Origin of the sequence: Saccharopolyspora rhizosphaerae, from assembly GCF_003931915.1 — a bacterium.
GTDB lineage: Bacteria > Actinomycetota > Actinomycetes > Mycobacteriales > Pseudonocardiaceae > Saccharopolyspora > Saccharopolyspora rhizosphaerae.
This window is the reverse complement of the sequence record NZ_RSAA01000007.1, coordinates 516174-536765: the sequence shown is the minus strand read 5'-3', so window position 1 is coordinate 536765 and position 20592 is coordinate 516174. Positions and strand designations below refer to the sequence as shown.

The window sequence follows — 20592 nt, the reverse complement described above, 5'->3', positions numbered from 1 at the left end:
GTTCCGCAGAACTACCGCTCGGCCAGGACCGGGGCCTGGTTGGCTGCGGGGTGGATCGGTTGGCTCGTATCGGTCGGGGGATTGGTCACCGCGAGCAGAACGGTCAGCACGACCATCGAAACCGTCCCTACAACCGACGAGACGACCGTGCGGCTGTTGCTCTGCATGGTGCTGCTCTCCCTGGAAAGTCGCGCTGTGGTGGTGGAGTCGGGGTTCACGAGGGGCGCCGGAAGTTGCATCCCACAACAGGTGTCGCCGCAGGCGCGGGCGGCGTTAGCCACGCCGTCACAAATTGCTGGCGTGATGCGGAACATCCTGGCGGGGAACGCGTTTCGCCCCGCTCAAGATCGAGCGCAGATCGCTGTGGGTGATCGTGCGATCACCCTCCGGCGTGGGGTCGTCCGGCTGCGGCGTGGCGGTGGAATCCGTGCTCGCGACCTCGCGGCGTCGCTCTGACCGGTATCGTTGCCGGACGTGGTAGCCGATCCTGCCGATCTCCCCAACGTGACGCACGCGCTGGCCAAAGCCGGGCTGGACGACGTCCCGGCGCTCACCGAGCGCCTGATGTCCGCGATCTTCACCGACAACCCCGAGTGGACCGACTACCGGCCGGTGCCCCGGGAGGACCTCTGGGAGGGCTGCCGCCAGTACTTGGAGCGGATCCTGCAGATCCTCAGCGGCGAGGTCGACATCTCGGACCGCGACGACGACGTCGCGGCCGCCATCGGTCGCCGCCGCGCCGAGCAGGGCGTGCCGCTGGAGGTCATGCTGCGGACGTTCCGGCTCGGCGGGCGCGTGGTGTGGGAGGCGCTGGTCGACCAGGCGCACCGGGACGGCGCCGACCCGGACGCGGTGCTGGGTGTGGCCACCTCGATCTGGCGGGTCATCGACGGCCTGTCCTCGACGCTGTCGACCTTCTACCGCAACACCGAGCTGGAACGGCTTCGGCGCGACGACCAGCGGCGGCACGCCCTGGTGGAGGACCTGCTGGCCGGCCGCGCCCGCGACGTCGCCTTCGCCCAGCGGACCGCGAAGGAGCTCGACCTGCCCACCGGCGGCTCCTACCTGGTGGTGGTCGCGGAGATGACCGACGACGGCGGTTTCGCGCTGCGCGGTCACTCGGAAGCCTTGGCGGCGTTGCACTTCCGCTCGGTCTGGCAGGTCCGCGCGGACTCCCTCGTCGGCCTGATCGCCTTGGAGCAGCACCCCGCCGACAGGGCGCTGGGCGCCTTGCGCCCGCTGGCGCGCGCCCGCGTCGCGGTCTCACCGGAGGTGCAGGGGCTCGCCGAGGTCGGCCTCGCCCACCAGCTCGCCCTCACCACGCTGGACACCTCGCCGCACGGCGCCGTCGAGCTGGTCACTCTGGAGGAACGCTTCCCGCAGGCCCTGCTCGTCCAATCCCCGGACCTGGCGCAGCGCCTGCTGGAGACGCAGCTCGGTCCGGTGTTGGCCCTGCCGGTGAAGGAGCGCGACATGCTCCTGGACACCCTCACCGCCTGGCTGGAGGAGAACTGCTCCACCGCCAACGCCGCGGTCCGCCTGCACTGCCACCGCAACACCGTCCTCAACCGCCTCCACAGGATCACCACCCTCATCGGCCAACCCCTCCACGGCCGCACCGCCTACGTCTCCCTGTCCCTCGCCCTCTCCGCCCTCGACCTCAAGAACAACCGAGACCGCTGAGGTGCGGACGTGAAGGATTCGACGAAAACGTGCCCGCCGTTCTGATGGTCCTGGTGTGGAAGAACATCAAGTGCAGACAGAACGGGGGGCGTTGGAGTCGTCCTGCTCTCGGTGCTCAGCGCGGGCTGCGGACTCGGAGCCTGGCAGACCTGGAGGAAGAAGCCCGAGGAGCCGACCCCCGCCCCAGCGGACGCCGAGTCGACCACCGCGTGACCGAGCCCGTCCAGCCAGGGCTGGACGGGAGGCGTGAGGGGAGCTGACCGACGTGGTCAGCTCCCCTCACGCACTCCAGGTCGTTCCACGCCTGCTTCCTGGCTGCCCCGTCTCCACGCTTGATTCCCTCCTCCACCGGCTGCTGCGACGTTCCAGGGGCGTGGTCGGGGCCGAGCTCTGCGCGTTTCCCGGAGCGCTCCGCTGTGCGCACACCGAGGGAGGGTCGTGATTGTGCAGTGGGCATAGTTGGAAAATTCCGGGATCTTTTCGCAGGTGGAGGGCGTAACCGCAGGCGCTGGGGTTTCGTGCCTGAAGTCGTTCCGTTTGTGACGCGGATCGCTGCTCCGATGTGTCATCAGAGGGTCACGTGTCGTCCCTGCTGGGGCAGGCGCTGTGCGGAGTGCACAGTTGGCCGTCTCGAAGTCTGGGCGGCTGGGCATGGCGCGGAAGTGGTCGTGCTCACGACACTCTGAGTCAGGATGACCCGCCGTGAACTCGGGTCGTCGACAACCGGCGCGTGCGTTTCTAAGGAGCACAGCGAAGTGCAGGAGTTCGACCTTCTGGTGGTGGGCGGCGGCCCCGGTGGCTACGTCGCCGCGATCCGAGCCGCGCAGCGCGGCCTGTCGGTAGCCGTGGTGGAGAAGGAGCGGCCCGGGGGTGTGTGCCTGAACTGGGGCTGCATCCCGACCAAGGCCATGCTGCGGTCCGCCGAGGTCTACGAAACCGTGCTGCACGCCGCTGATTTCGGCGTGAACGTCGAGGGCGTCAGCGTCGACTACGACGCGATCACCCGGCGCAAGGCCAGCGTCGTCAAGGGCCTGACCGACGGCGTCGCGGGCCTGCTCAAGGGCAACGGCGTGACGGTCATCAACGGCCACGCGCGCTTCACCGGCCCGACCACGGTGGACGTCTTCGCCACCGGTGAGTCCCCGCTGGGCGCCGACGGCCCCACCTACGCCGCCGAGCCGACCGGTGCGAACCCGGTCGAGCAGGTCAAGGCCACCGACGTCATCATCGCGACCGGCTCGGTCCCCGTGCAGCTGCCGCTGCCCGGCGCGGACCTTCCCGGCGTGATCACCTCCGACGGCGCCTTCGGCCTCACCGAGGTCCCGAAGCGCATCGCCATCATCGGCGGCAGCGCGGTCGGCGCCGAGTGGGCCACGCTGTTCAACACCCTGGGCAGCGAGGTCAGCATCATCGAGATGCAGAAGACCCTCGTCCCGGCCGAGGACGCGGAGGTCGGCAAGGCGCTGGGCCGCTCGTTCTCCAAGCGCGGCATCAAGGTCCTCACCGAAGCCACCGTCTCCCGCGTCGACCAGGGCGAAGACGGCCTGCAGGTCACAGTGGACGGTGCCAAGCCGCAGCAGGTCGACGCCGACTACGTGCTGGTCGGTGTGGGCCGCAAGCCCAACACCGCCCACCTCGACCTCGACAAGGCCGGTGTCGCCACCAGCGAGCGCGGGTTCATCACCGTCGACGAGCAGCTGCGCACCAACGTCGAGCACGTCTACGCCATCGGTGACGTGACCGGCAAGGCGCTGCTCGCGCACGTCGCCTCGCACCAGGGCGTCGTCGCCGCCGAGAGCATCGCCGGACACCACGCCGCGATCGACTACGACGTCATCCCGGCCGCGACCTTCACCCACCCCGAGGTCGCTTCCGTCGGCCTGACCGAGGCGCAGGCGGAGGAAGCCGGTCACGAGGTCATCGCCGCCAAGTTCCCGTTCGCCGCGCTGGGCCGTGCCCAGAGCTACGGCGACACCGAGGGCTTCATGAAGATCGTCGCCGGTAAGAAGTACGGCGAGGTCCTGGGCGTGCACATCATCGGGCACGCCGCCAGCGACCTGATCACCGAAGGCGCGCTGGCCATGTCGCTGGAGGCGACCCTCGACGAGCTCGCCGAGACCATCCACGCGCACCCGACCCTCGGCGAGGTCGGCATGGAGGCCGCGATGAACGCGCTCGGCCTGCCGGTCCACGTCGCACCGCCGAAGAAGCGCTAGAGACACGTGACTTCGCGTGGTGCTGCAGGCCCGCACCGCCACGCACGACCTGCCTGAGAACCAGGTCCGGAGAAAAGGGGATCCGCGATGGCACAGACCGCCACCCGCAGCAAGCCGTCCACGCGCACCAGCGCGACCAAGACGCGGCGCGGCGCCTCGGCGCGGGCTGAGCGCGGCCGCTTCTCGGGCGAATCGCCCGAGCTGCTGCGCGACTACTTCTACGAGATGACCCTGATCCGGCGCTTCGAGGAGCGCGCGGCGCAGGGCTACACGCAGGCGAAGATCGGCGGGTACTGCCACCTCAACCTCGGTGAAGAGGCCACGGTGGTGGGCTTGATGCGCTCGCTGCGCAAGACCGACCTGCTGTTCACCAACTACCGCGAGCACGGCTACGCCATCGCCAAGGGCATCGAGCCCGGCCGCGTGATGGCCGAGCTCTACGGCCGCACCACCGGCACCTCCAAGGGCTGGGGCGGCTCGATGCACATGTTCGACGTCGAGGCCGGTCTGCTCGGCGGCTACGGCATCGTCGGCGGGCAGATCCCGCTGGCCACCGGTGCGGCGCTGGCCATCGACTACCGCAACGGCGACCAGGTCGTCATGTGCCAGATGGGCGACGGCACCACCAACATCGGCGCCTTCCACGAGGCGTTGAACATCGCCGCGCTGTGGAACCTGCCGGTGATCTTCGTGGTGGTCAACAACCAGCTCGGCATGGGCACCACCGTCGACAAGTCCTCGGCGGAGTCGGAGCTGCACAAGCGCGCCGCGGCCTACCGGATGCACGGCGAGCGGGTGGACGGCAACGACGTCCTCGCCGTCCGCGACGCCGCGTCCCGGCTGGTCGAGCAGGCCCGCGAGACGGGTCGCCCGGCACTGCTGGAGCTGGTCAGCGAGCGGCTCAAGGGCCACTCGGTGGTCGACCCGGGCAAGTACCGCAGCCAGGAATCGCTGGAGAAGGCCAAGCAGGCCGACCCCGTCGCGACCTTCCGAGCGGAGCTGATCAAGGCCGGGATCCTCGACGAGGACGCTGCGGCTGAGATCGAGACCAAGGCGCAGGCCGAGGCAGACGCCGCCGTGGCCTTCGCCGACGACAGCCCGCACCCGGACGTCGAGACGCTCTTCGACTACACCTACGCCACGCCGGTCGCCAACGACTCGCGCCGGCTTCCGGCGGACCCGCTGTTCGTCCACAACTGACGGTCCACACCTCCACGTCCCCTTGCGGTCTTTGCGACACCCCGCCACACGTATCGCAACCCGGTGACCGGAACTCCTCGACGCTGCACGAGGAGTTCCGGTCCCGGCCGCTGTTCCACGCTGTCAGGAGAAACCCCCTTGGCACTCATGACCTATCGCCAAGCGCTGCACGACACCCTCCAGGAGGAGATGCGGCGCGATGAGGACGTGTTCCTCATCGGCGAGGAGATCGGAGTCTTCGAAGGCTCCTACAAGATCACCGCCGGCCTGCTGCAGGAGTTCGGCGAGAAGCGCGTGCGCGACACCCCGATCGCCGAAGAGGGCTTCGTCGGTGCGGCGGTCGGCGCCGCGATGCTGGGCCTGCGCCCGGTGGTCGAGCTGATGACGATCAACTTCTCGCTGATCGCGCTGGACCAGATCGTCAACCACGCCGCCAAGATCTACGGCATGTTCGGCGGCCAGAGCAGCGTTCCGATGGTGCTGCGCACCCCCGGCGGCGGTGGTCAGCAGCTGGGTGCCACCCACTCGCAGAACATCGAGCTGTACTACGCGTTCGTGCCCGGCCTGAAGGTCGTCGCGCCGAGCACGCCCGCCGACGCCAAGGCGCTGCTGCTCGCCTCGATCCGCGACGACGACCCGGTCCTCTTCCTGGAGAACCTCGCGCTCTACAACACCAAGGGCGAGGTCCCGGACGTCGTCGAGCCCGCCGAGATCGGCAAGGCGAAGGTGACCCGCGAAGGCACCGACATCACCATCATCGGGTACTCGAGGATGGCCACCGTCGCCCAGCAGGTCGCCGTGAAGCTGCACGACGAGCAGGGCATCAACGCCGAGGTCGTCGACCTGCGCAGCCTGCGCCCGCTGGACCGCGACACCGTCGTGCAGTCGGTGCGCAAGACCGGCTGCGCGGTCGTCGCCGAGGACGACTGGCTGACCTACGGCATCGGTGCGGAGATCGCCGCCTCGATCTCCGACGGTGCCTTCGACTACCTCGACGCCCCTGTGCGGCGGGTCGCGGCGGCCGAGGTGCCGCTGCCCTACGCCAAACCGCTGGAGCGTGCCGCATTGCCGTCCGCGGAGTCGTTGACGACCGCCGTTCACCAGACCCTGGACGCGGTGGGCCGCCGCCGCTGAGTCCCGTGCTCACCTGAGGAAGACGATGACTGACATTCAGATGCCGAGGCTCTCCGACACCATGGAGGAGGGTGTGATCGCGAACTGGCACAAGCAGGTCGGTGACGCGGTCGCGCGCGGCGACGTGGTGGCCGAGATCGAGACCGACAAGGCGCTCATGGAGTTGGAGGCCTACGACGACGGGGTCTTGGAGAAGATCCTGGTCGAGGCCGGTGCGACGGTGCCGATCGGCACCCCGATCGCGGTGTTGGGCGACGGTTCCGGTGCCGCGGCCGAGGTGGCCTCCGCTCCGGCTCCGGCCGCACCGGCGGAAGCCCCCGCCGCGGAGTCCGCTCCCGCGCCGGCGGAGGAGGACGCGGCTGTTGAGCCCGCACCGGCCGCCGCGGGCGCGTCCCGGTCCGGGGGTGCGAAGCCGAAGGCGTCGCCGTTGGCCAAGGCCGTCGCCAAGGAGAAGGGCGTCGACCTGAGCACGGTGCAGGGGACCGGGCCCGGTGGGCGGATCATCCGCGCCGACATCGAGGCCGCGGCCGTGGCGGCTCCGGCCGAGTCCGCTCCGGCGCCGGCAGCGCCTGCTGCTGCGGACAGCGCTCCTGCGGTCGCGAGCGACGACGTCGAGGAGATCCCGCTGTCCAACATCCGGAAGGTGACCGCCAAGCGCCTGACGGAGAGCAAGCAGAACGCGCCGCACTTCTACCTGACCAGCGCGATCGACGTCACCGACCTGCTGGAGTTCCGGGCCGGCCTCAACGAGCGGTTGCAGGCAGCCGACGGCCCGAAGGTCAGCGTCAACGACCTGATCGTCAAGGCGGTGGCGACGTCGCTGCGTACCAACCCGGGGGTCAACGTCTCCTTCGCCGGCGACAAGATGCTGCAGCACAAGCGCATCAACCTCGGTGTCGCGGTGGCGATCGAGGGCGGTCTCGTGGTCCCGGTCGTCAAGGACGCGGACCGCAAGAGCGTCTCGGAGATCGCCGCCGAGAGCCGCGAGCTGGCCGGACGCGCGCGTGAGGGCAAGCTGAAGCTGGACGAGATGTCCGGTGGCACCTTCTCGATCTCGAACCTGGGCATGTTCGGCATCGAGCAGTTCAGCGCGGTGATCAACCCGCCGGAGGCGGCGATCCTGGCGGTCGGTGCCGCCCGCGACGAGGTCCAGGTCCGCGACGGCGAGTTCGTGGCCCGCAAGATCCTGCGGGTGACGCTCTCGGCCGACCACCGCGCCGTCGACGGTGCGGTCGGCGCGGCGTTCCTGCAGCAGTTCACCTCGCTGCTGGAGGACCCGATCCGCATCATCGCCTGATCGCTTCTCCATCACCGTGGGCCCGGGGGTGTTCTCCCCCGGGCCTCCGGTCTTTTCGAGCGGCCGTTGCCGACCTCTGGGGGTGTCGGCAACGGCCGCTCGTGCACACCGGGACACCCCGCGTCTGAGCGACAACACGCGCGCGAGTGACAACCGGCTCCGCACCCGAGCAACCGCCGATCGGGTTACCTCGCCGATCACCGAATGCTTCCGGCTCCGCCGATCCAGTGATCTACCTGATCTTTTCGCTCGTTCGGCCGCGAGAGGGCGCAGGTGCTTGGAAAACTCCCGGCCCGGATTCCGGCCTTCCGAGGCCGAGCGCAACTGGGAGGACAAGGCACGAAGTGTTGCTGCACAGGGGGAAGAGCCCGGCCGCGCTCGTCGTCGCGGCCACGGCGGTGACGGCGTCCTGCGCTCAGCAGGCAGCGCGAGCACGACAACCACCGGTGACGGTGACGGGCCCCAACCCGCACCGCAGGAGGCGACGAGCAGGGCGGGGGAGAACTCGGAGTCCACTCCAGACGCGCCGGGAACGACTTCGAGGTCCGAAGAGCCTGACGCCGAGGCCGGTCTCGCGTGCGCTGCCGGTGAGCTCCAGCTGCAGCGGAGCCGAACTCCCCGCAGGCCAGCGGCTCGCACGTGGTGGTGAAGGGCACCAACACCGGTGGTCGGCCGGCCAGAACCCGGGGTGACGGTGGCCTGCAACGGTGGATCACGAGGGCCTGTTCGGCACCAAGCTCAACCGTCTGCAGGCCAACTCGCCGACGATCACCACCAGCAGAGCCAGAGGGCCGGGTTGGACCTGACGTGAGACATCTGCCGGTCGCCGTGCGTGGAGCCGGAGACGCTCCAGTTCACCCCGCCCGGCGATGACAAGACGATCAAGTCGGTCGGGGCCGCGACGCCGTGTGCCGCGGAGGTCTCGTCGACGCGACCGCCTTCAGCACCGTCTGGGGCGGCTGAGAAGCCGAGCTGACAGTTCAAGGGGGAAGAAGATGGTGCAGAGCGGGCGAAAGCGCCTGGGGGTGCTGCTCGTCGCGGCCGCGGCGAGCACCATGGCCTGCGGACAGCAGGCACCGCGAGCACACCAACCACCGGCGACGGTGACGGTGACCCAACCGGCGCCGCAGGAGGCGACGAGCAGGGCGGGGGAAGACTCGGAGTCCACTCCGGACAGGTACGACGAGCCGTCCGGGAGCGCGTGCCGCTCGGACGAACTGCGGGCGCGCTTCTACCCGGATGTCGAAACGGCGTTGATCGGTGATCCGTCGCAGCCGGACGGGCAGTCGCACACCATGCTGAGGCTGGCGAACGTCAGCGGCCGCACGTGCACCCTGGCCGGTCACGCCCGGGTCGAGTTCACCGGTGTCCACGGCGAGGCATTGCCGGTCGAGCTCGTCGAGAACCCCGCGGGCCCCTCGGCCTCCACCCTCTCGCTGGGCACGCGGGATGGGGCCGCGCAGGACCTCTTCTGGAAGTACCAGACCGGGGACTGCGTCGACCCGGCCAAGATCTCGATCTACCCGCCGCAGAACGCGGAACCGATCGTCCTGGACTGGAACCTGGGCGTCGTGTGCGGCGGTCCGCAACTCGAACACGGTCGTCTCTTCGCGAACTGACACCGATCCGCGCCTGACCTGACGGAACTAGGGGGAAGACATGGCCAACTGGAGACTGGCAGGGAGCCTCGAGACGCTGCGCGCGCAGTTCGACGCGGCGTTCCCGCAGCGGAACAAGGCCAGTGACGGCACCATCGGCGACGGGTCGCACCAGTCCCGCGACAGCGACCACAACCCGTGGTACGGACCGGGCATCGTGACCGCGATGGACATCACGCACGACCCGCAGAACGGTGTCGACATCGATCGGATCACCGACGAGCTCGCGGCCAGCCGCGACCCGCGGATCAAGTACGTGATCGCCAACGGCCTGATCATGGACAGCCGTCCGGGGCAGAGCCCTTGGCAGTGGACCAAGTACCACGGCAGCAACCCGCACACCCAGCACTTCCACATCTCGGTGATGGACTCACCGGCGTGTGACGACCGGCGGCCGTGGAACCTCCCGAGCCTGACCGGTGCGGCCCAACAAGCACCACCGCCGCCACCTTCGCCTCAGCCTCAGCCGTCGCAGGGCCAACCACCCCAGCCGCCCCAGGGGCAACCGCCGCAGCCTCAGCCACCGCAGGGCCAGCCGCCCCAGGCGGCGCCGCCGTGGCCGTTCGGGAACATGCCGTGGGACCCGGAGGTCTGCAAGACCATCTTCCGGGTTGGTCGGGACATGCGTGTCTCGCCGAAGGTCATGCTTTCCGCCTTCGAGACCGGCCTCGTCGAGACGCAGATGCGCAACCTCAACCACGGCGACCGCGATTCGGTCGGGGTGTTCCAGCAGCGTCCGTCCCAAGGTTGGGGATCGGTCGAGCAATGCATGGACGTCAGGCACGCGAGCCAGGAGTACTTCGAGCGCGCCGTCGTCGTGGATCGGGAGGATCCGCAGTACAACGCTGGCCAGGTCGCAGCGGACGTGCAGCGACCGCAGCGGGACCTCAGGGGCAAGTACCACGAGCGGGAAGGTGACGCGACGAAGCTCCTCGACTGGACCTCGCGCGCGGTGGCCGCTGAAGAAGCCCCTCCTGCCCCGGTCCCGCCTCCGCCCGGCCCGCCGCAACCGCCGCAGCAGGGCCAGCCGCCGCAGCCGCCGGCTCCGGCTCCTCCGGGCCAGGGACAGCCGCCAGCGCCGCCTCAGCAGCCCTCGGCTCCGCCCCAGCCGCCGCACCAAGGACGGCCTCCGGCACCACCGCAGCAGCCGCCCGCTCCTACGCCGCCGCCCGCGCCGGAGCCGGTGGTGCCGACGGTGTACGGGACCGGGATCCTGCCCGGGCGCGATGGGGCGCTGTCGGCGTTCGCGACGTCGACCTCGGGTGAGGTCGTCACCGCCTGGCAGGTCGCGCCCGGTGGGGACTGGGTCGGCTGGCTGGGCATCGGTGGCGAGCCGGCGGGGCGTCCGGTCGTGGTGCGTGAACCGTCCGGTGGCATGGCGGTGTTCGTCCGCGACCGCAACGGAGAGGTGATCACGTCCTCGTGCCCGCAGCACGGTGCCAAGTGGGGCCCGTGGATCGGTCTGCGCGGTCAGATCGCCGAGGACCCGGTGGCGGTGCTGCGGCCGGACGGCGCCCTCGCGCTGTTCGCCGTTGGCAAGGACGGCACGCTGCACACGGCTGCGCAGGCGGGTCGCGGTGGCCACTGGACCGACTGGGACGACCACGGCGGTGACCTGGTCGGCCGTCCGGCGGTGGCGCTCGGCCGGGGCGGGACCGTGTCCGTGTTCGCCCGCAACGCCCAGCGCGAGGTCGTGATGTCCACGCACGGCACCGCGGGCGCGGGCTGGTCGGAGTGGAAGAGCCTCGGCGGCAGCATGGCCGGCGACCCGGTGGTGGTCACCCTCGCGAACGGTGTGACGGTGCTGTTCGCGGTCGGCGACGACGAGCAGCTCTACAGCCTCGAGCGGCCCGAGGACGGCGGCGCCTGGTCCGGCTTGGGCGGTGATTTCGCCGGGACTCCGGCCATCGGGCTCACCCCCGACGGGCGCCTCGAGGTGTTCGTCCGCGACACCACCGGCTCGATCCACACCGCCGAGCAGCAGTCGGCCCACGGCGGCTGGACGGCCTGGACCGACCTCGGCGGTGAGCTTGCGGGGGATCCGGTCGCGATCAGCCGCCCGGACGGCGCCTGCACCCTCTTCGCGGTCGGGCACGACGGTGACATGGTCACGGCCACCCGACCCGAACCCGGAGCGCCGTGGGAGCCGTGGACCGACCTCGTCGACTCCCTCAAGGCCTGACCCCGACCAAGTCGCGCGCAACCTCGCGACCTTGGCGGGCGGACCTCTGGCGCGACAATCCCGGGTGACGCACCGGAGGGCGAGAACCGAGCGCGCGTCTCGGCGTGTCCACGTCGCGCCGAGACGCGCACGCTCGACACTCCGCACGTCACCCCAACACGCCGACGCCAACTCGGGACGCCGACACCACCTCCCGTCGAACTTCGCGCGAGGTTCGACGGGAGAGCCCCGCCCTCGAACTTCGCGAGAAGTTCGAAGGGTGAGTCCCGCCCCGAATTTCGCGAGGATTTTGAACGCTGTGGGGGCTCTTCTCGTGTGCGAGGTGGTCGCGGTGATGCGGCGGAGCTGTGTGCAGCGTCGTCCAGGCACGCGAAACGTCCGGGTCACGCCCGGAAGGACGGACTTCCGGCGAGCGTCTTGGTGTGTCCACGCTGGACACGCCGGGGCGCGCACGCTCCGCACCCGTGCGCCACCCGAGGTAGACCCCTTCGCCGCGAGCGGCCAGCACCGGGGTCGCCTGCTTGATGGTCGTGCCCTTCGCCGCAGGGACACTCGCGTGAACTCCGCGCGTGACCCGGACACGCCAATCCCGACAGGGGACACCGATGCCAGCTCCCGTCGAACTTCGCGCGAAGTTCGACGGGAGAGCCCCGCCCTCGAAACTTCGCGCGAAGTTCGACCGCTGTGAGGTGCGCTTCTCGTGTGTGGGGTGGTCGCCGTGATGCGGCACGGCTGTGTTGCAGCGTCGTGCCGCCGCGGGGGCTGGGGACGTGTGGCGCGAAATTCCTGGGTGACGCCCGGTAGGGCGAGTTCCCGGGCGCGTCTTGGCGTGTTCATGTCGAACATGCCGGATGCGCACGTTCTGCACACCGCGCGTCAGGCCGACTCGTCGATGCCGACTCGGGGACGCCGATGTCAGGTGCCGTCGAACTTCGCGAGAAGTTCGACGGGGGACCTTCGGGATCGGTCGAACGTCGCGGGAAGCTCGAGGGGTTCCGGGGGTGCGCTTCGTGCGTGTGGGAGGTCGAGAACCGCCCGGTGCGGGACCTCTTCGCGCCGTTGGTGGGGCTTGCGGGGACGGCGGTGGACTTCGCGCGGGGTGTCCTCCAGGAGCTCGGAGGACACCCCACGCGGTGTGCTCCCCCTGGGGTCAGGTCAGGGCGTTGACGAGCTTGGGGGTGAGGTGGTCCAGGGCGTAGGGGATGCTGGAGACGGTCGCCGAGCCCAGGGCCATGGTGAGGTTGTAGTCGTCCAGCAGGACGAGCGCACCGCGCTTGGCAGCCGGGAGGTTGTTGAGCAGCGGGTCGTTCTGGACCGCTTCGACGTCGGTGGCCTTGGCCGTGGTGACGATGACGACGTCGGCGTCGAGCAGCGAGACCTGCTCCTTGCTGACCTTGACGTTGAACCTGCCGCCGCTGTCCAACCCCTCGATCGTCGGCGACAACGTCAGCCCGAGCTGCTCCAGCAGAGCCGTGCGGGCGTCTTGCTTGGTGTACGCGGCGTAGGTGCCTGCGGAGTCGGTGCGGACCACGACGTGCGTCTTGCCCTCGAAGAGCGGGTTGGCCCGGCGGGTTTCGTCGATGCGGGCCTGGGTCTGCTCGAGGATTCGCGTGACCTCGGCTTGCTTGCCCAGCGCATGGCCGATGGTCTCGGCCTGGACGCGCCAGTTGACGCCGTAGTCGGTGGAACCCGGCGGCTGCGCCACGACCGGGGCGAAGGTGTTGAGCCGCTTGTACTGCTCCGAGGTCAGCGCGCTCTGGACCGCGAGGATGGCTTCGGGTTCCAGCGCGATGACGCCCTCGACGTCGACCTCGCTGCCGAGGACCTTCGGACGCTGCCCTCCCAGCAAGGACTCCACCCACGGGCCGACGCCGCTCTCCCACGGACCCCACCCGGTCAGCCCGGCCGGGATGACGCCCAGCGGCAGCAGCACGTCGTGGTCGGTGATCCCCAGGCTGACCACGCGCTGCGGTGCCGCGGGGATCTCGGCCACGCCGTGGCGGCTCGGGATGCGCACCGGGAAGCCAGGTCCGGACGGGGTGCTCCCGCCCGGGCTCGCACCACCACCGCTGCCGCAGGCGGCCAGGCCCGCCGCGACGAGTCCCGTCGCGCCCACCAGGAAGCCCCGACGGCCGATCACGCTGGGGGGAGGAGTCATCACCGAGTCCTTCACATCCGGTTCGGGCGCTGCCCGAAGTCTTGACACAAGGAAGGCTAACCTAACTGATCGCAGGACCACCCCGTCGGAGATCGGTGAATCTGCTCACCGGAGGGGCCGTCCTCCTCCGTGGCGCGGGCGAGGAAGATCAGACCCGTACACCACCACGGCGCGGGGTCACCGGCGCCGTGGTGGAGGAACGGTCGACCACAGGAGTCCGCGCATGAGTTCGTTCGCCACCGGGATCCGCACCTTGGGCTCCGGTGTGGGCCTGATCCTGCGCAGCCCGAAACTGCTGCTGCTCGGCGCGCTTCCCGCCCTGATCAGCGCGGTGCTGCTGCTGGCGAGCCTCGGCGTGCTGATCTACTCGAGCACCGACCTGGTGACGTGGATGACCCCGTTCGCCGACGGGTGGACCGAGTTCGCCCGCACGGGTCTGCGCGTCCTGCTCGCCATCGCACTGGTCGGGGCTGCCGCGGTGCTGGGGTCGATCTCGTTCATCGCCCTCACCCTGCTGATCGGCGGCCCGTTCTACGAGCACATCGCCGAGAAGGCCGAAGAACAGCTGGGACTGGACACCTCAGGTGACGGTGCCGGGGTGGTCCGGCAGTTCGGCAGGGGAGTGCGGGACTCGCTGAAGCTCGTCGTCGTGGCACTCGTCGGAGCGGTCGTGCTGCTGGTCATCGGGTTCATCCCGGTCGCCGGGCAGGTCGCCGGCGTGGTGCTGGGCGCGGTCTTCGGCGCGTGGGTGATCAGCCTGGAGATGGTGGGGCTGGTCTTCCAGCGGCGCGGGCTCGCCTTCGGCGAGCGCCACCGCAGGCTGCGCGAGCACAAGGCCATGACCCTCGGGTTCGGGCTCCCGGCGTACCTGTTGTGCCTGGTTCCCGTGTTGCAGCTGCTGGTCATCCCGGCCGCCGTGGTGGGCGGGACGATCTTGGCGCACCGCGTCCTGCCGCCGCCGGAACGACCCTGAGCGGTGGCACCAGGGTGTCGTGGAGGACCATTCGGCGACTTAAGGTCGAGGTGTGACACAGCCCGTTCAGCCCGATGAGTCCTACCTGCGCGCGGTCTCCGCCGCCACCGAGAAGGCCGTGGCCTCGGCCGAACCCCTCCGCTCCGCGCACCGCGGCGCGGACGCGGCGTTGCTCGCCGAGACCGAGAAGTGGGTCACCGAGCACCGGGCCGACCTGCTCGACCTCAGCCACGACCTGCACGCCCATCCGGAGGAGGGCTACGCCGAGCACCGCTCGGTCGCTCAGACGGCCGAGCTGCTGCGGCGCTTCGGCCACGACGTCGAGGTCGGCGTCGGCGGGCTGGACACCGCGCTGCGCACCAGCACCGGCAGCGGCGGTCCGCACGTGGCGGTGCTGGCCGAGTACGACGCGCTGCCGGGCATCGGGCACGGCTGCGGGCACAACATCATCTGCGCGGCCGGCGTCGGCGGGTTCCTCGCCGCAGCCGAGGCCGTGGAGCGCACCGGCGGACGGGTCAGCCTCGTCGGCACCCCGGCCGAAGAGGGCGGCGGCGGCAAGGAGCACCTGGCCAGGGCCGGGGTGTTCGACGACGTCGACGCCGTGGTGATGGTGCACCCGTTCTCGCACGACATCGCCACGCACCCGTTCCTCGGTCGCAGGCAGGTGGAGATCGTCTTCCACGGCGTGGCCGCGCACGCCTCGGCCCAGCCGTTCATGGGCCGCAACGCGTTGGACGCCGTCGTGGCGACCTACCAGGGCATCGCGGCGCTGCGCCAGCACATGCCCTCCACCGACCGCATCCACGGTGTGATCACCGACGGCGGCAAGCGCCCCAACGTCGTCCCCGACCGGGCCGCGGCGCTGTTCTACGTGCGCTCCGCCGAGCCCGGTTCGCTGCACGACCTCGCGCGGCGAGTCGAGTCGATCGCGCACGGTGCAGCGGAGATGACCGGCTGCGGCGTCGAGCTCCACTGGGACCACAACCCCGCCTACCTGCCCATCCGGCACAACGACACGCTCGCCGCGCGGTGGGCCGGGCACCAGAGCAGGCGCGGGCGCACCTCCCTGCCGCGGGGCGTCGTCCCGGACTACCTGACCGGTTCCACGGACCTCGGCAACCTCAGCTTCCGGATCCCCTCCATCCACCCGATGATCGGGCTGGGAGACGCGAACCTGTCGCTGCACACCGAAGGTTTCGCCGCCGCAGCGGGTTCCGGCGCCGGGGATGCGGCCGTGGTCGACGGCGCCATCGGCCTGGCGCTCACCGCGGTGGACTACCTCGCCGACGGTGACCTGCGCGACGCGGTCCGTGACGAGTTCGAAGCCGCAGGTGGCGTGCTCGACGTCCCGAACTACTTCAGCTGACCGTTCGGGGGCGATCCGCGTGACGGAACCTGAGCGGCTCCTCGAGCATTCGAGTCACGGCGTGCTCCTCACGAAGTCGCACAGAACTGCGTCGGTGCCGGTCGAGCCCCTCACCTGAAGACAGCGGCTTCGCCGCACCCCGTCAACTGACCTCGACGCCTGCGGGTCCCGTGCGTCGGAAGTGGCGCGCGGGACTCCGCACACCTCCGCTCCCGCTGCAGCGGAAGCGGTCTGGAGGCGGGAAGTAGGGTGGGCGCGGTTCTTCGTCGTCTAGTAGGTCGGATCCGTTGTGGACGAATTGGTGCGGAACGCGACCGCTCGGTTGCTCGACTCCGGGAACGTCGCCGCGCTCATCGCCGGGCTGATCGCGCTCGTCCTGGTGCTCAACCGCGGCACCTGGTTACCCCTGCGCAACGTCGTGACGATCGCCCACGAGGGCGGGCACGCGGTGGTGGCGCTGCTCAGCGGCCGCAAGCTCAACGGGATCCGGCTGCACTCCGACACCTCGGGGCTGACGGTCTCGACCGGCCGCTCGCACGGTCCGGGCATGGTCCTGACTCTGCTCGCCGGCTACCCGGCGGTGTCGCTGCTGGGTTTGGGCGGCGCGTGGCTGGTGACCTCGGACCGGGAGAGCTGGATGCTCTGGGGCTGCATCGCGCTGCTGGTGCTGATGCTGCTCGCCGTGCGCAACGCCTACGGCGTGCTCTCGGTGCTGCTCACCGGCGGTGCGCTCGGCGCGGTGTCGTACTTCGCCACCCCGTCCTGGCAGGCGCTGTGCGCGGCGCTGCTGTGCTGGTTCCTGCTCGTTGGTGGACTGCGCCCGCTCAACGAGCTGGGGCGCAAGCGTCGCCGCGGACGCGCGGGGGACTCCGACGCCGACCAGCTGGCCCGGCTCACCGGCGTCGCCGCGGGTGCGTGGATGCTGCTGTGGTTCCTCGTCGGCGTCGCGTCACTGCTAGTAGGAGGCTACTGGCTACTCCTCATGCCCCAGGTCTAGGGGAAAGGAGGGGTCGCTGTGCGTGGCGGTGCAGGTGGCGGGACCGGAGTGGCTTCGTGGACTCCGTGCGCCGCTCCTCGAGCATGTCGATGCGCGGCGTCACGGCGTGCTCGCCACGACGCCGCTCAGAACCTGCGGCGGTGCGAGGTGAGTCCCGCACCTGAAGACGCGGCTGCCGCCGCGGGCCGCCTCGAACTGCGGCGGTGCCGGCTGGGTCCCTCAACTGAACGGCGCGGTGGCCGCCGTTCGCCGCTGTGAACCCCGCAGGGGTTGAGTTCCGCACCTGGACTGGGGTGTCGCTGGTCGCCGCCTCGAACCTGCAGGGGTTGAGTTCCGCACCTGGACTGGGGTGTCGCTGGTCGCCGCCTCGAACCTGCAGGGGTTGAGTTCCGCACCTGGACTGGGGTGTCGCTGGTCGCCGCCTTGGACTTGCGGTGGGTTGAGGTGCGCGTGGGAAGAGTGCTTCGCCGCTTTCTCGGGGATGGTCCTCGGCGCTGCCGCTTGCCGGTGGGGCGGTTTTCTAGCAGCATCGCGGCGTGACGACTGCGAATGCTTTGGGTGGCAAGTTCCCGCTGGGCGCGGATGTGACGGTCAACCGCGTGGGTTTCGGTGCGATGCAGCTGGCCGGACCGGGTGTCTTCGGCCCGCCCGCGGATCGGGAGAAGGCGATCGCGGTCCTGCGGCGCGCCGTCGAGCTCGGCATCGATCACATCGACACCAGCGACTTCTACGGCCCGTGGGTGGTCAACGAGCTCATCGCCGAAGCGCTGCACCCCTACGACTCGGGCCTCGTTCTGGCGACCAAGATCGGCGCCTACCGCGACGACAAGGCGAACTGGCTGCCGCTGAACCACCCGGACGCGCTGCGCGCCCAGGTGCACGACAACCTGCGGCGGCTGAAGGTCGACGTCCTCGACCTGGTCTACCTGCGCGACATGGGTCTGCAGGAGGGCATCGCCTTCACCGACCAGGTCGGAGCGCTGCACGAGCTCAAGGAGCAGGGCCTGATCCGCAACATCGGTCTGTCCAACGTGGAGCCGGACCACTTCCGGGAAGCTCGTGCGATCACCCCGATCGCCGCGGTGCAGAACCTCTACAACGTGGTCAACCGCACGTCGGCGGAGCTGCTGCGCGCCACCGCTGAAGCCGAGGTCGGGTTCGTGCCGTTCTTCCCGCTGGGCTCCGGTTTCACCGACAGCCGGGCGCGCGGCGACGAGGTGCTCAAGTCCGTCGCCGACAAGCACGGCGCCACGCAGGCCCAGGTGTCGCTGGCCTGGTTGCTGCACCGCTCCGCGAACGTCCTGCTGATCCCCGGTACCTCCTCGGTGGGGCACCTGGAGGAGAACACCGCGGCCGGCCGGCTCGCACTGGACCAGGACGACACCGCGAAGCTCGACGCCCTGGTCGCCGACGGGGAGACGCTCGAAGCAGCGCACTGATCACCGCCGAGTTGATCGATCCCGATGTGACCGCCACGACGTCCTGGTGGCGCGCGCCCGGTATCCTGTGCGGGAGCGCGCCCCCGGGGACGGCGCGGGTCGATTCGCTGCGCCAGGTTGACGCCGACGGACGGGTGAGATGCGCGAGGGTGATCCGGACGATCTACCGCCGGGATCCGGGTGGCGGGCCGAGGTAGCCCGCCGGTGGGCCTCCGAGCTCCGCAAGACCTCCTTCCTCCCCCTCGACCGCGTCGACGTCGAGAAGTCCTTGGCCGACCTGCTGGACCAGGTCCTCGCCGCGCTCGACGACCGCGCGACGGCGGTGGAGGTCGGCCGCGTCGTGGGCGATCGGCTCGTCGAGATCCACGCCACCGGTGAGGACAGCCTGTCGGTCAGCCTTCGAATCCTCCAGGACGCGCTGCTCGCCGACGACGTCGAGGTCGACGTGCTGCTGTCGGTGCTCACCGAGATCGCCGCCGGGTACTCGGCTGCGGACCGGGAGAACATCCTCACCCAGCAGGAGACGCTGAACAAGGCGCTGGTGATGTCGAAGCTCCGGGCCGACCGCGAGCTCAAGGCCAGCGAAGCGCGGTTCAGGGAGGTGTTCACCTCCACCCCGATCGGCGTCGCGATCAGCGACCTCGAAGGCAAGTTCCTGCAAGTCAACCCGGCGTTCGGGCAGGTGCTCGGGTACCGCGCCGACGATCTGGCACCGATGACCATCGACCGGCTCTTCCACCCCGAGGACGCCGAGTACCTCAGCGCCTCCTACCGCGAGCTGATCGAGGGCGGCAGCGCGCGGCGGATCAACGACCGGAAGCGCCTGGTGCGCGCCGACGGCGAGGCCGCGTGGTGCTACCTGGGCGTGTCCGTGCTGCGCGGCGCCGACGGCGCGCCGAGCGGCGTGGTCACGATGGTCGAGGACATCACCGAGCTGCACCTGCTGCAGGACCGCTTCCAGCACCAGGCGCTGCACGACGCGCTGACCGGGCTGCCCAACCGCGGTTTCTTCCACACCCGGTTGGAGGCCGCGCTGGTCAACCTGCCCCGCGACGCCAGGCTGGCGCTCTACCAGCTGGGCCTGGACGGGTTCGAGCTGATCAACGACGGGCTCGGCTACCCCGTCGGCGACCAGCTGATCCGCACCGTCGCTCGTCGCCTGGAACACCTCGTCGAAGACGAGGAGGCGCTGGTCGCGCGCTTCGGCGGCACCGAGTTCGCGCTGCTGGTCTGGGAGCAGGACGGCACGCCGGGCGTCCCGGAGATGACGCAGCGGATCAACGAGCTGCTCGCCGAACCCGTCTACGTCGGCGACCGCGGCATCGCGGCCTCGGCCAGCATCGGGGTGGTGCAGCGGGGGGTGGCGGAGGCCGATGCGCCGAACATGCTGTGGGCCGCCGACGTCGCGCTGCGCCGGGCGGAGGCCGCGGGCAAGCGGCAGTGGGAGCTGTTCGACCCGGACCTGGCCCCGGAGGAGCGCGAGGAGAGCCAGCTCGCCGCGATCATGCCGGGCGGGTTGGAGCTGGGCGAGTTCGACGTCGTCTACCGCCCGCAGCGACGCCTCCCCGGCCGCGAGCTGTGCACCCTCGAAGCCGAGTTCCGCTGGGACACCGCGGAGTTCGGCGTGATCGAGCACGCCGACTGCGTGCGGCTGGCGGAGCGGTCCGGGGTCACGCTGCTGCTGCGCGACTGGCTGCTGCAGACCGCGTGGCAGCAGCTGGCGGAGTGGCACGCCGACGGGCACCGGGTGCGGTTGTCGGTGTCGCTGAGCCCGAACCAGGGACGCGACCCGGACCTGGCGGCCGTGGTGCACAAGGTCCTCGACAGCTCCGAGCTCGATCCGCGTTGGTTGCGGCTGTGCATGCCGATCGCCGCGATCAGCGAGGACGACGAAGCGCGGGAGAACCTCCGGCACTTGGCCTCGCGCGGGATCCAGGCCTCGCTGCACGACTTCACCGGCTCCCCGGGCGAGCTCCGGTTGCTCCGCGAGATGCCGGTGGACTCGGTGCGGCTCTCGCACGACATCGTCCGGATGGTGCACGAGGCCGAGACCCCGGACGTGCCCGAGATCCAGGCTCTCCGCGGGTTGATCCCGCTGATGAACGGCGTCGTCCTCGGCGTCGACCACGTCGGGTCCGAAGAACAGCTGGCGCTCTGGCGGGACATCGGGTGCGCTGTCGCCGCAGGCCCGCACCTGGGGAACCCGCTGCTGTCCTTCGACGTCCCGGACCACCTCGCCGCCGCGTGAGCTCCCGGGAACGCGAAGAAGGCTCCCGCTGCGGGAGTGCA

General features: G+C 70.3%; 14 protein-coding genes. 12 read left to right on the top strand and 2 right to left on the bottom strand.

From position 1 onward, the window contains the following. Nucleotides 1-11 precede the first annotated feature (11 nt). Complete coding sequence (locus EIL87_RS26790) at nt 12-167, bottom strand: hypothetical protein (protein ID WP_158628613.1); 156 nt, start codon at nt 165-167, stop codon at nt 12-14. Nucleotides 168-474: 307 nt separating this feature from the next. On the opposite strand from EIL87_RS26790, the gene EIL87_RS09075 reads away from it, so the two are divergent. From EIL87_RS09075 to EIL87_RS09045, 7 genes are all read left to right on the top strand, one after another. Beyond that, complete coding sequence (locus tag EIL87_RS09075) at nt 475-1683, top strand: PucR family transcriptional regulator (protein ID WP_125089715.1); 1209 nt, start codon at nt 475-477, stop codon at nt 1681-1683. Nucleotides 1684-2438: 755 nt separating this feature from the next. Continuing rightward, nucleotides 2439-3899 (top strand): dihydrolipoyl dehydrogenase, encoded by a 1461-nt coding sequence (lpdA, locus tag EIL87_RS09070; protein ID WP_125089714.1) that lies wholly within the window; start codon nt 2439-2441, stop codon nt 3897-3899. Between the two features lie 87 nt (nt 3900-3986). After that, a complete protein-coding gene (gene pdhA / locus EIL87_RS09065; protein ID WP_125089713.1) occupies nt 3987-5099 on the top strand; it encodes a pyruvate dehydrogenase (acetyl-transferring) E1 component subunit alpha in 1113 nt (370 codons plus the stop codon). A 147-nt stretch (nt 5100-5246) separates the two neighbouring features. Beyond that, nucleotides 5247-6233: an alpha-ketoacid dehydrogenase subunit beta gene (locus EIL87_RS09060; RefSeq protein WP_407690523.1), complete on the top strand. Its 987-nt coding sequence runs from the start codon at nt 5247-5249 to the stop codon at nt 6231-6233. A gap of 25 nt (nt 6234-6258) precedes the next feature. Next, on the top strand, nt 6259-7530 hold the full coding sequence (locus tag EIL87_RS09055; RefSeq protein WP_233576112.1) for a pyruvate dehydrogenase complex dihydrolipoamide acetyltransferase: 1272 nt from the start codon (nt 6259-6261) through the stop codon (nt 7528-7530). Between the two features lie 995 nt (nt 7531-8525). After that, complete coding sequence (locus tag EIL87_RS09050; RefSeq protein ID WP_158628612.1) at nt 8526-9149, top strand: DUF4232 domain-containing protein; 624 nt, start codon at nt 8526-8528, stop codon at nt 9147-9149. A 40-nt stretch (nt 9150-9189) separates the two neighbouring features. Continuing rightward, a complete protein-coding gene (locus tag EIL87_RS09045; RefSeq protein ID WP_125089710.1) occupies nt 9190-11370 on the top strand; it encodes a hypothetical protein in 2181 nt (726 codons plus the stop codon). 1150 nt (nt 11371-12520) lie between these two features. Here EIL87_RS09045 and EIL87_RS09040 read toward each other — a convergent pair. Beyond that, nucleotides 12521-13528: an iron-siderophore ABC transporter substrate-binding protein gene (locus EIL87_RS09040; RefSeq protein ID WP_125089709.1), complete on the bottom strand. Its 1008-nt coding sequence runs from the start codon at nt 13526-13528 to the stop codon at nt 12521-12523. A gap of 223 nt (nt 13529-13751) precedes the next feature. On the opposite strand from EIL87_RS09040, the gene EIL87_RS09035 reads away from it, so the two are divergent. The 5 genes from EIL87_RS09035 (at nt 13752) to EIL87_RS09015 (ending at nt 20551) form a co-directional block, all read left to right on the top strand. Next, entirely contained in the window at nt 13752-14501 is a 750-nt protein-coding gene (locus tag EIL87_RS09035; protein WP_125089708.1) for an EI24 domain-containing protein, read from the top strand. Nucleotides 14502-14553: 52 nt separating this feature from the next. Further along, on the top strand, nt 14554-15867 hold the full coding sequence (locus tag EIL87_RS09030; RefSeq protein WP_125089707.1) for a M20 family metallopeptidase: 1314 nt from the start codon (nt 14554-14556) through the stop codon (nt 15865-15867). A 301-nt stretch (nt 15868-16168) separates the two neighbouring features. Next, the gene (locus EIL87_RS09025; protein WP_233576111.1) at nt 16169-16864 is read left to right on the top strand and encodes a M50 family metallopeptidase; all 696 of its coding nucleotides are present in this window, start codon (nt 16169-16171) and stop codon (nt 16862-16864) included. A gap of 536 nt (nt 16865-17400) precedes the next feature. After that, the gene (locus tag EIL87_RS09020; protein ID WP_125089705.1) at nt 17401-18303 is read left to right on the top strand and encodes an oxidoreductase; all 903 of its coding nucleotides are present in this window, start codon (nt 17401-17403) and stop codon (nt 18301-18303) included. 139 nt (nt 18304-18442) lie between these two features. Continuing rightward, nucleotides 18443-20551, top strand: a complete 2109-nt coding sequence (locus EIL87_RS09015; RefSeq protein WP_125089704.1) for a putative bifunctional diguanylate cyclase/phosphodiesterase — start codon at nt 18443-18445, stop codon at nt 20549-20551. The last annotated feature ends 41 nt before the right edge of the window (nt 20552-20592 follow it).

Coding starts and splice junctions, on each gene's coding strand:
- EIL87_RS26790 (WP_158628613.1), bottom strand. CDS start 167: ATGCAGAGCAACAGCCGCACGGTCGTCTCGTCGGTTGTAGGGACGGTT.
- pdhA (WP_125089713.1), top strand. CDS start 3,987: ATGGCACAGACCGCCACCCGCAGCAAGCCGTCCACGCGCACCAGCGCG.
- EIL87_RS09060 (WP_407690523.1), top strand. CDS start 5,247: ATGACCTATCGCCAAGCGCTGCACGACACCCTCCAGGAGGAGATGCGG.
- EIL87_RS09055 (WP_233576112.1), top strand. CDS start 6,259: ATGACTGACATTCAGATGCCGAGGCTCTCCGACACCATGGAGGAGGGT.
- EIL87_RS09050 (WP_158628612.1), top strand. CDS start 8,526: ATGGTGCAGAGCGGGCGAAAGCGCCTGGGGGTGCTGCTCGTCGCGGCC.
- EIL87_RS09045 (WP_125089710.1), top strand. CDS start 9,190: ATGGCCAACTGGAGACTGGCAGGGAGCCTCGAGACGCTGCGCGCGCAG.
- EIL87_RS09040 (WP_125089709.1), bottom strand. CDS start 13,528: ATGACTCCTCCCCCCAGCGTGATCGGCCGTCGGGGCTTCCTGGTGGGC.
- EIL87_RS09035 (WP_125089708.1), top strand. CDS start 13,752: ATGAGTTCGTTCGCCACCGGGATCCGCACCTTGGGCTCCGGTGTGGGC.
- EIL87_RS09015 (WP_125089704.1), top strand. CDS start 18,443: ATGCGCGAGGGTGATCCGGACGATCTACCGCCGGGATCCGGGTGGCGG.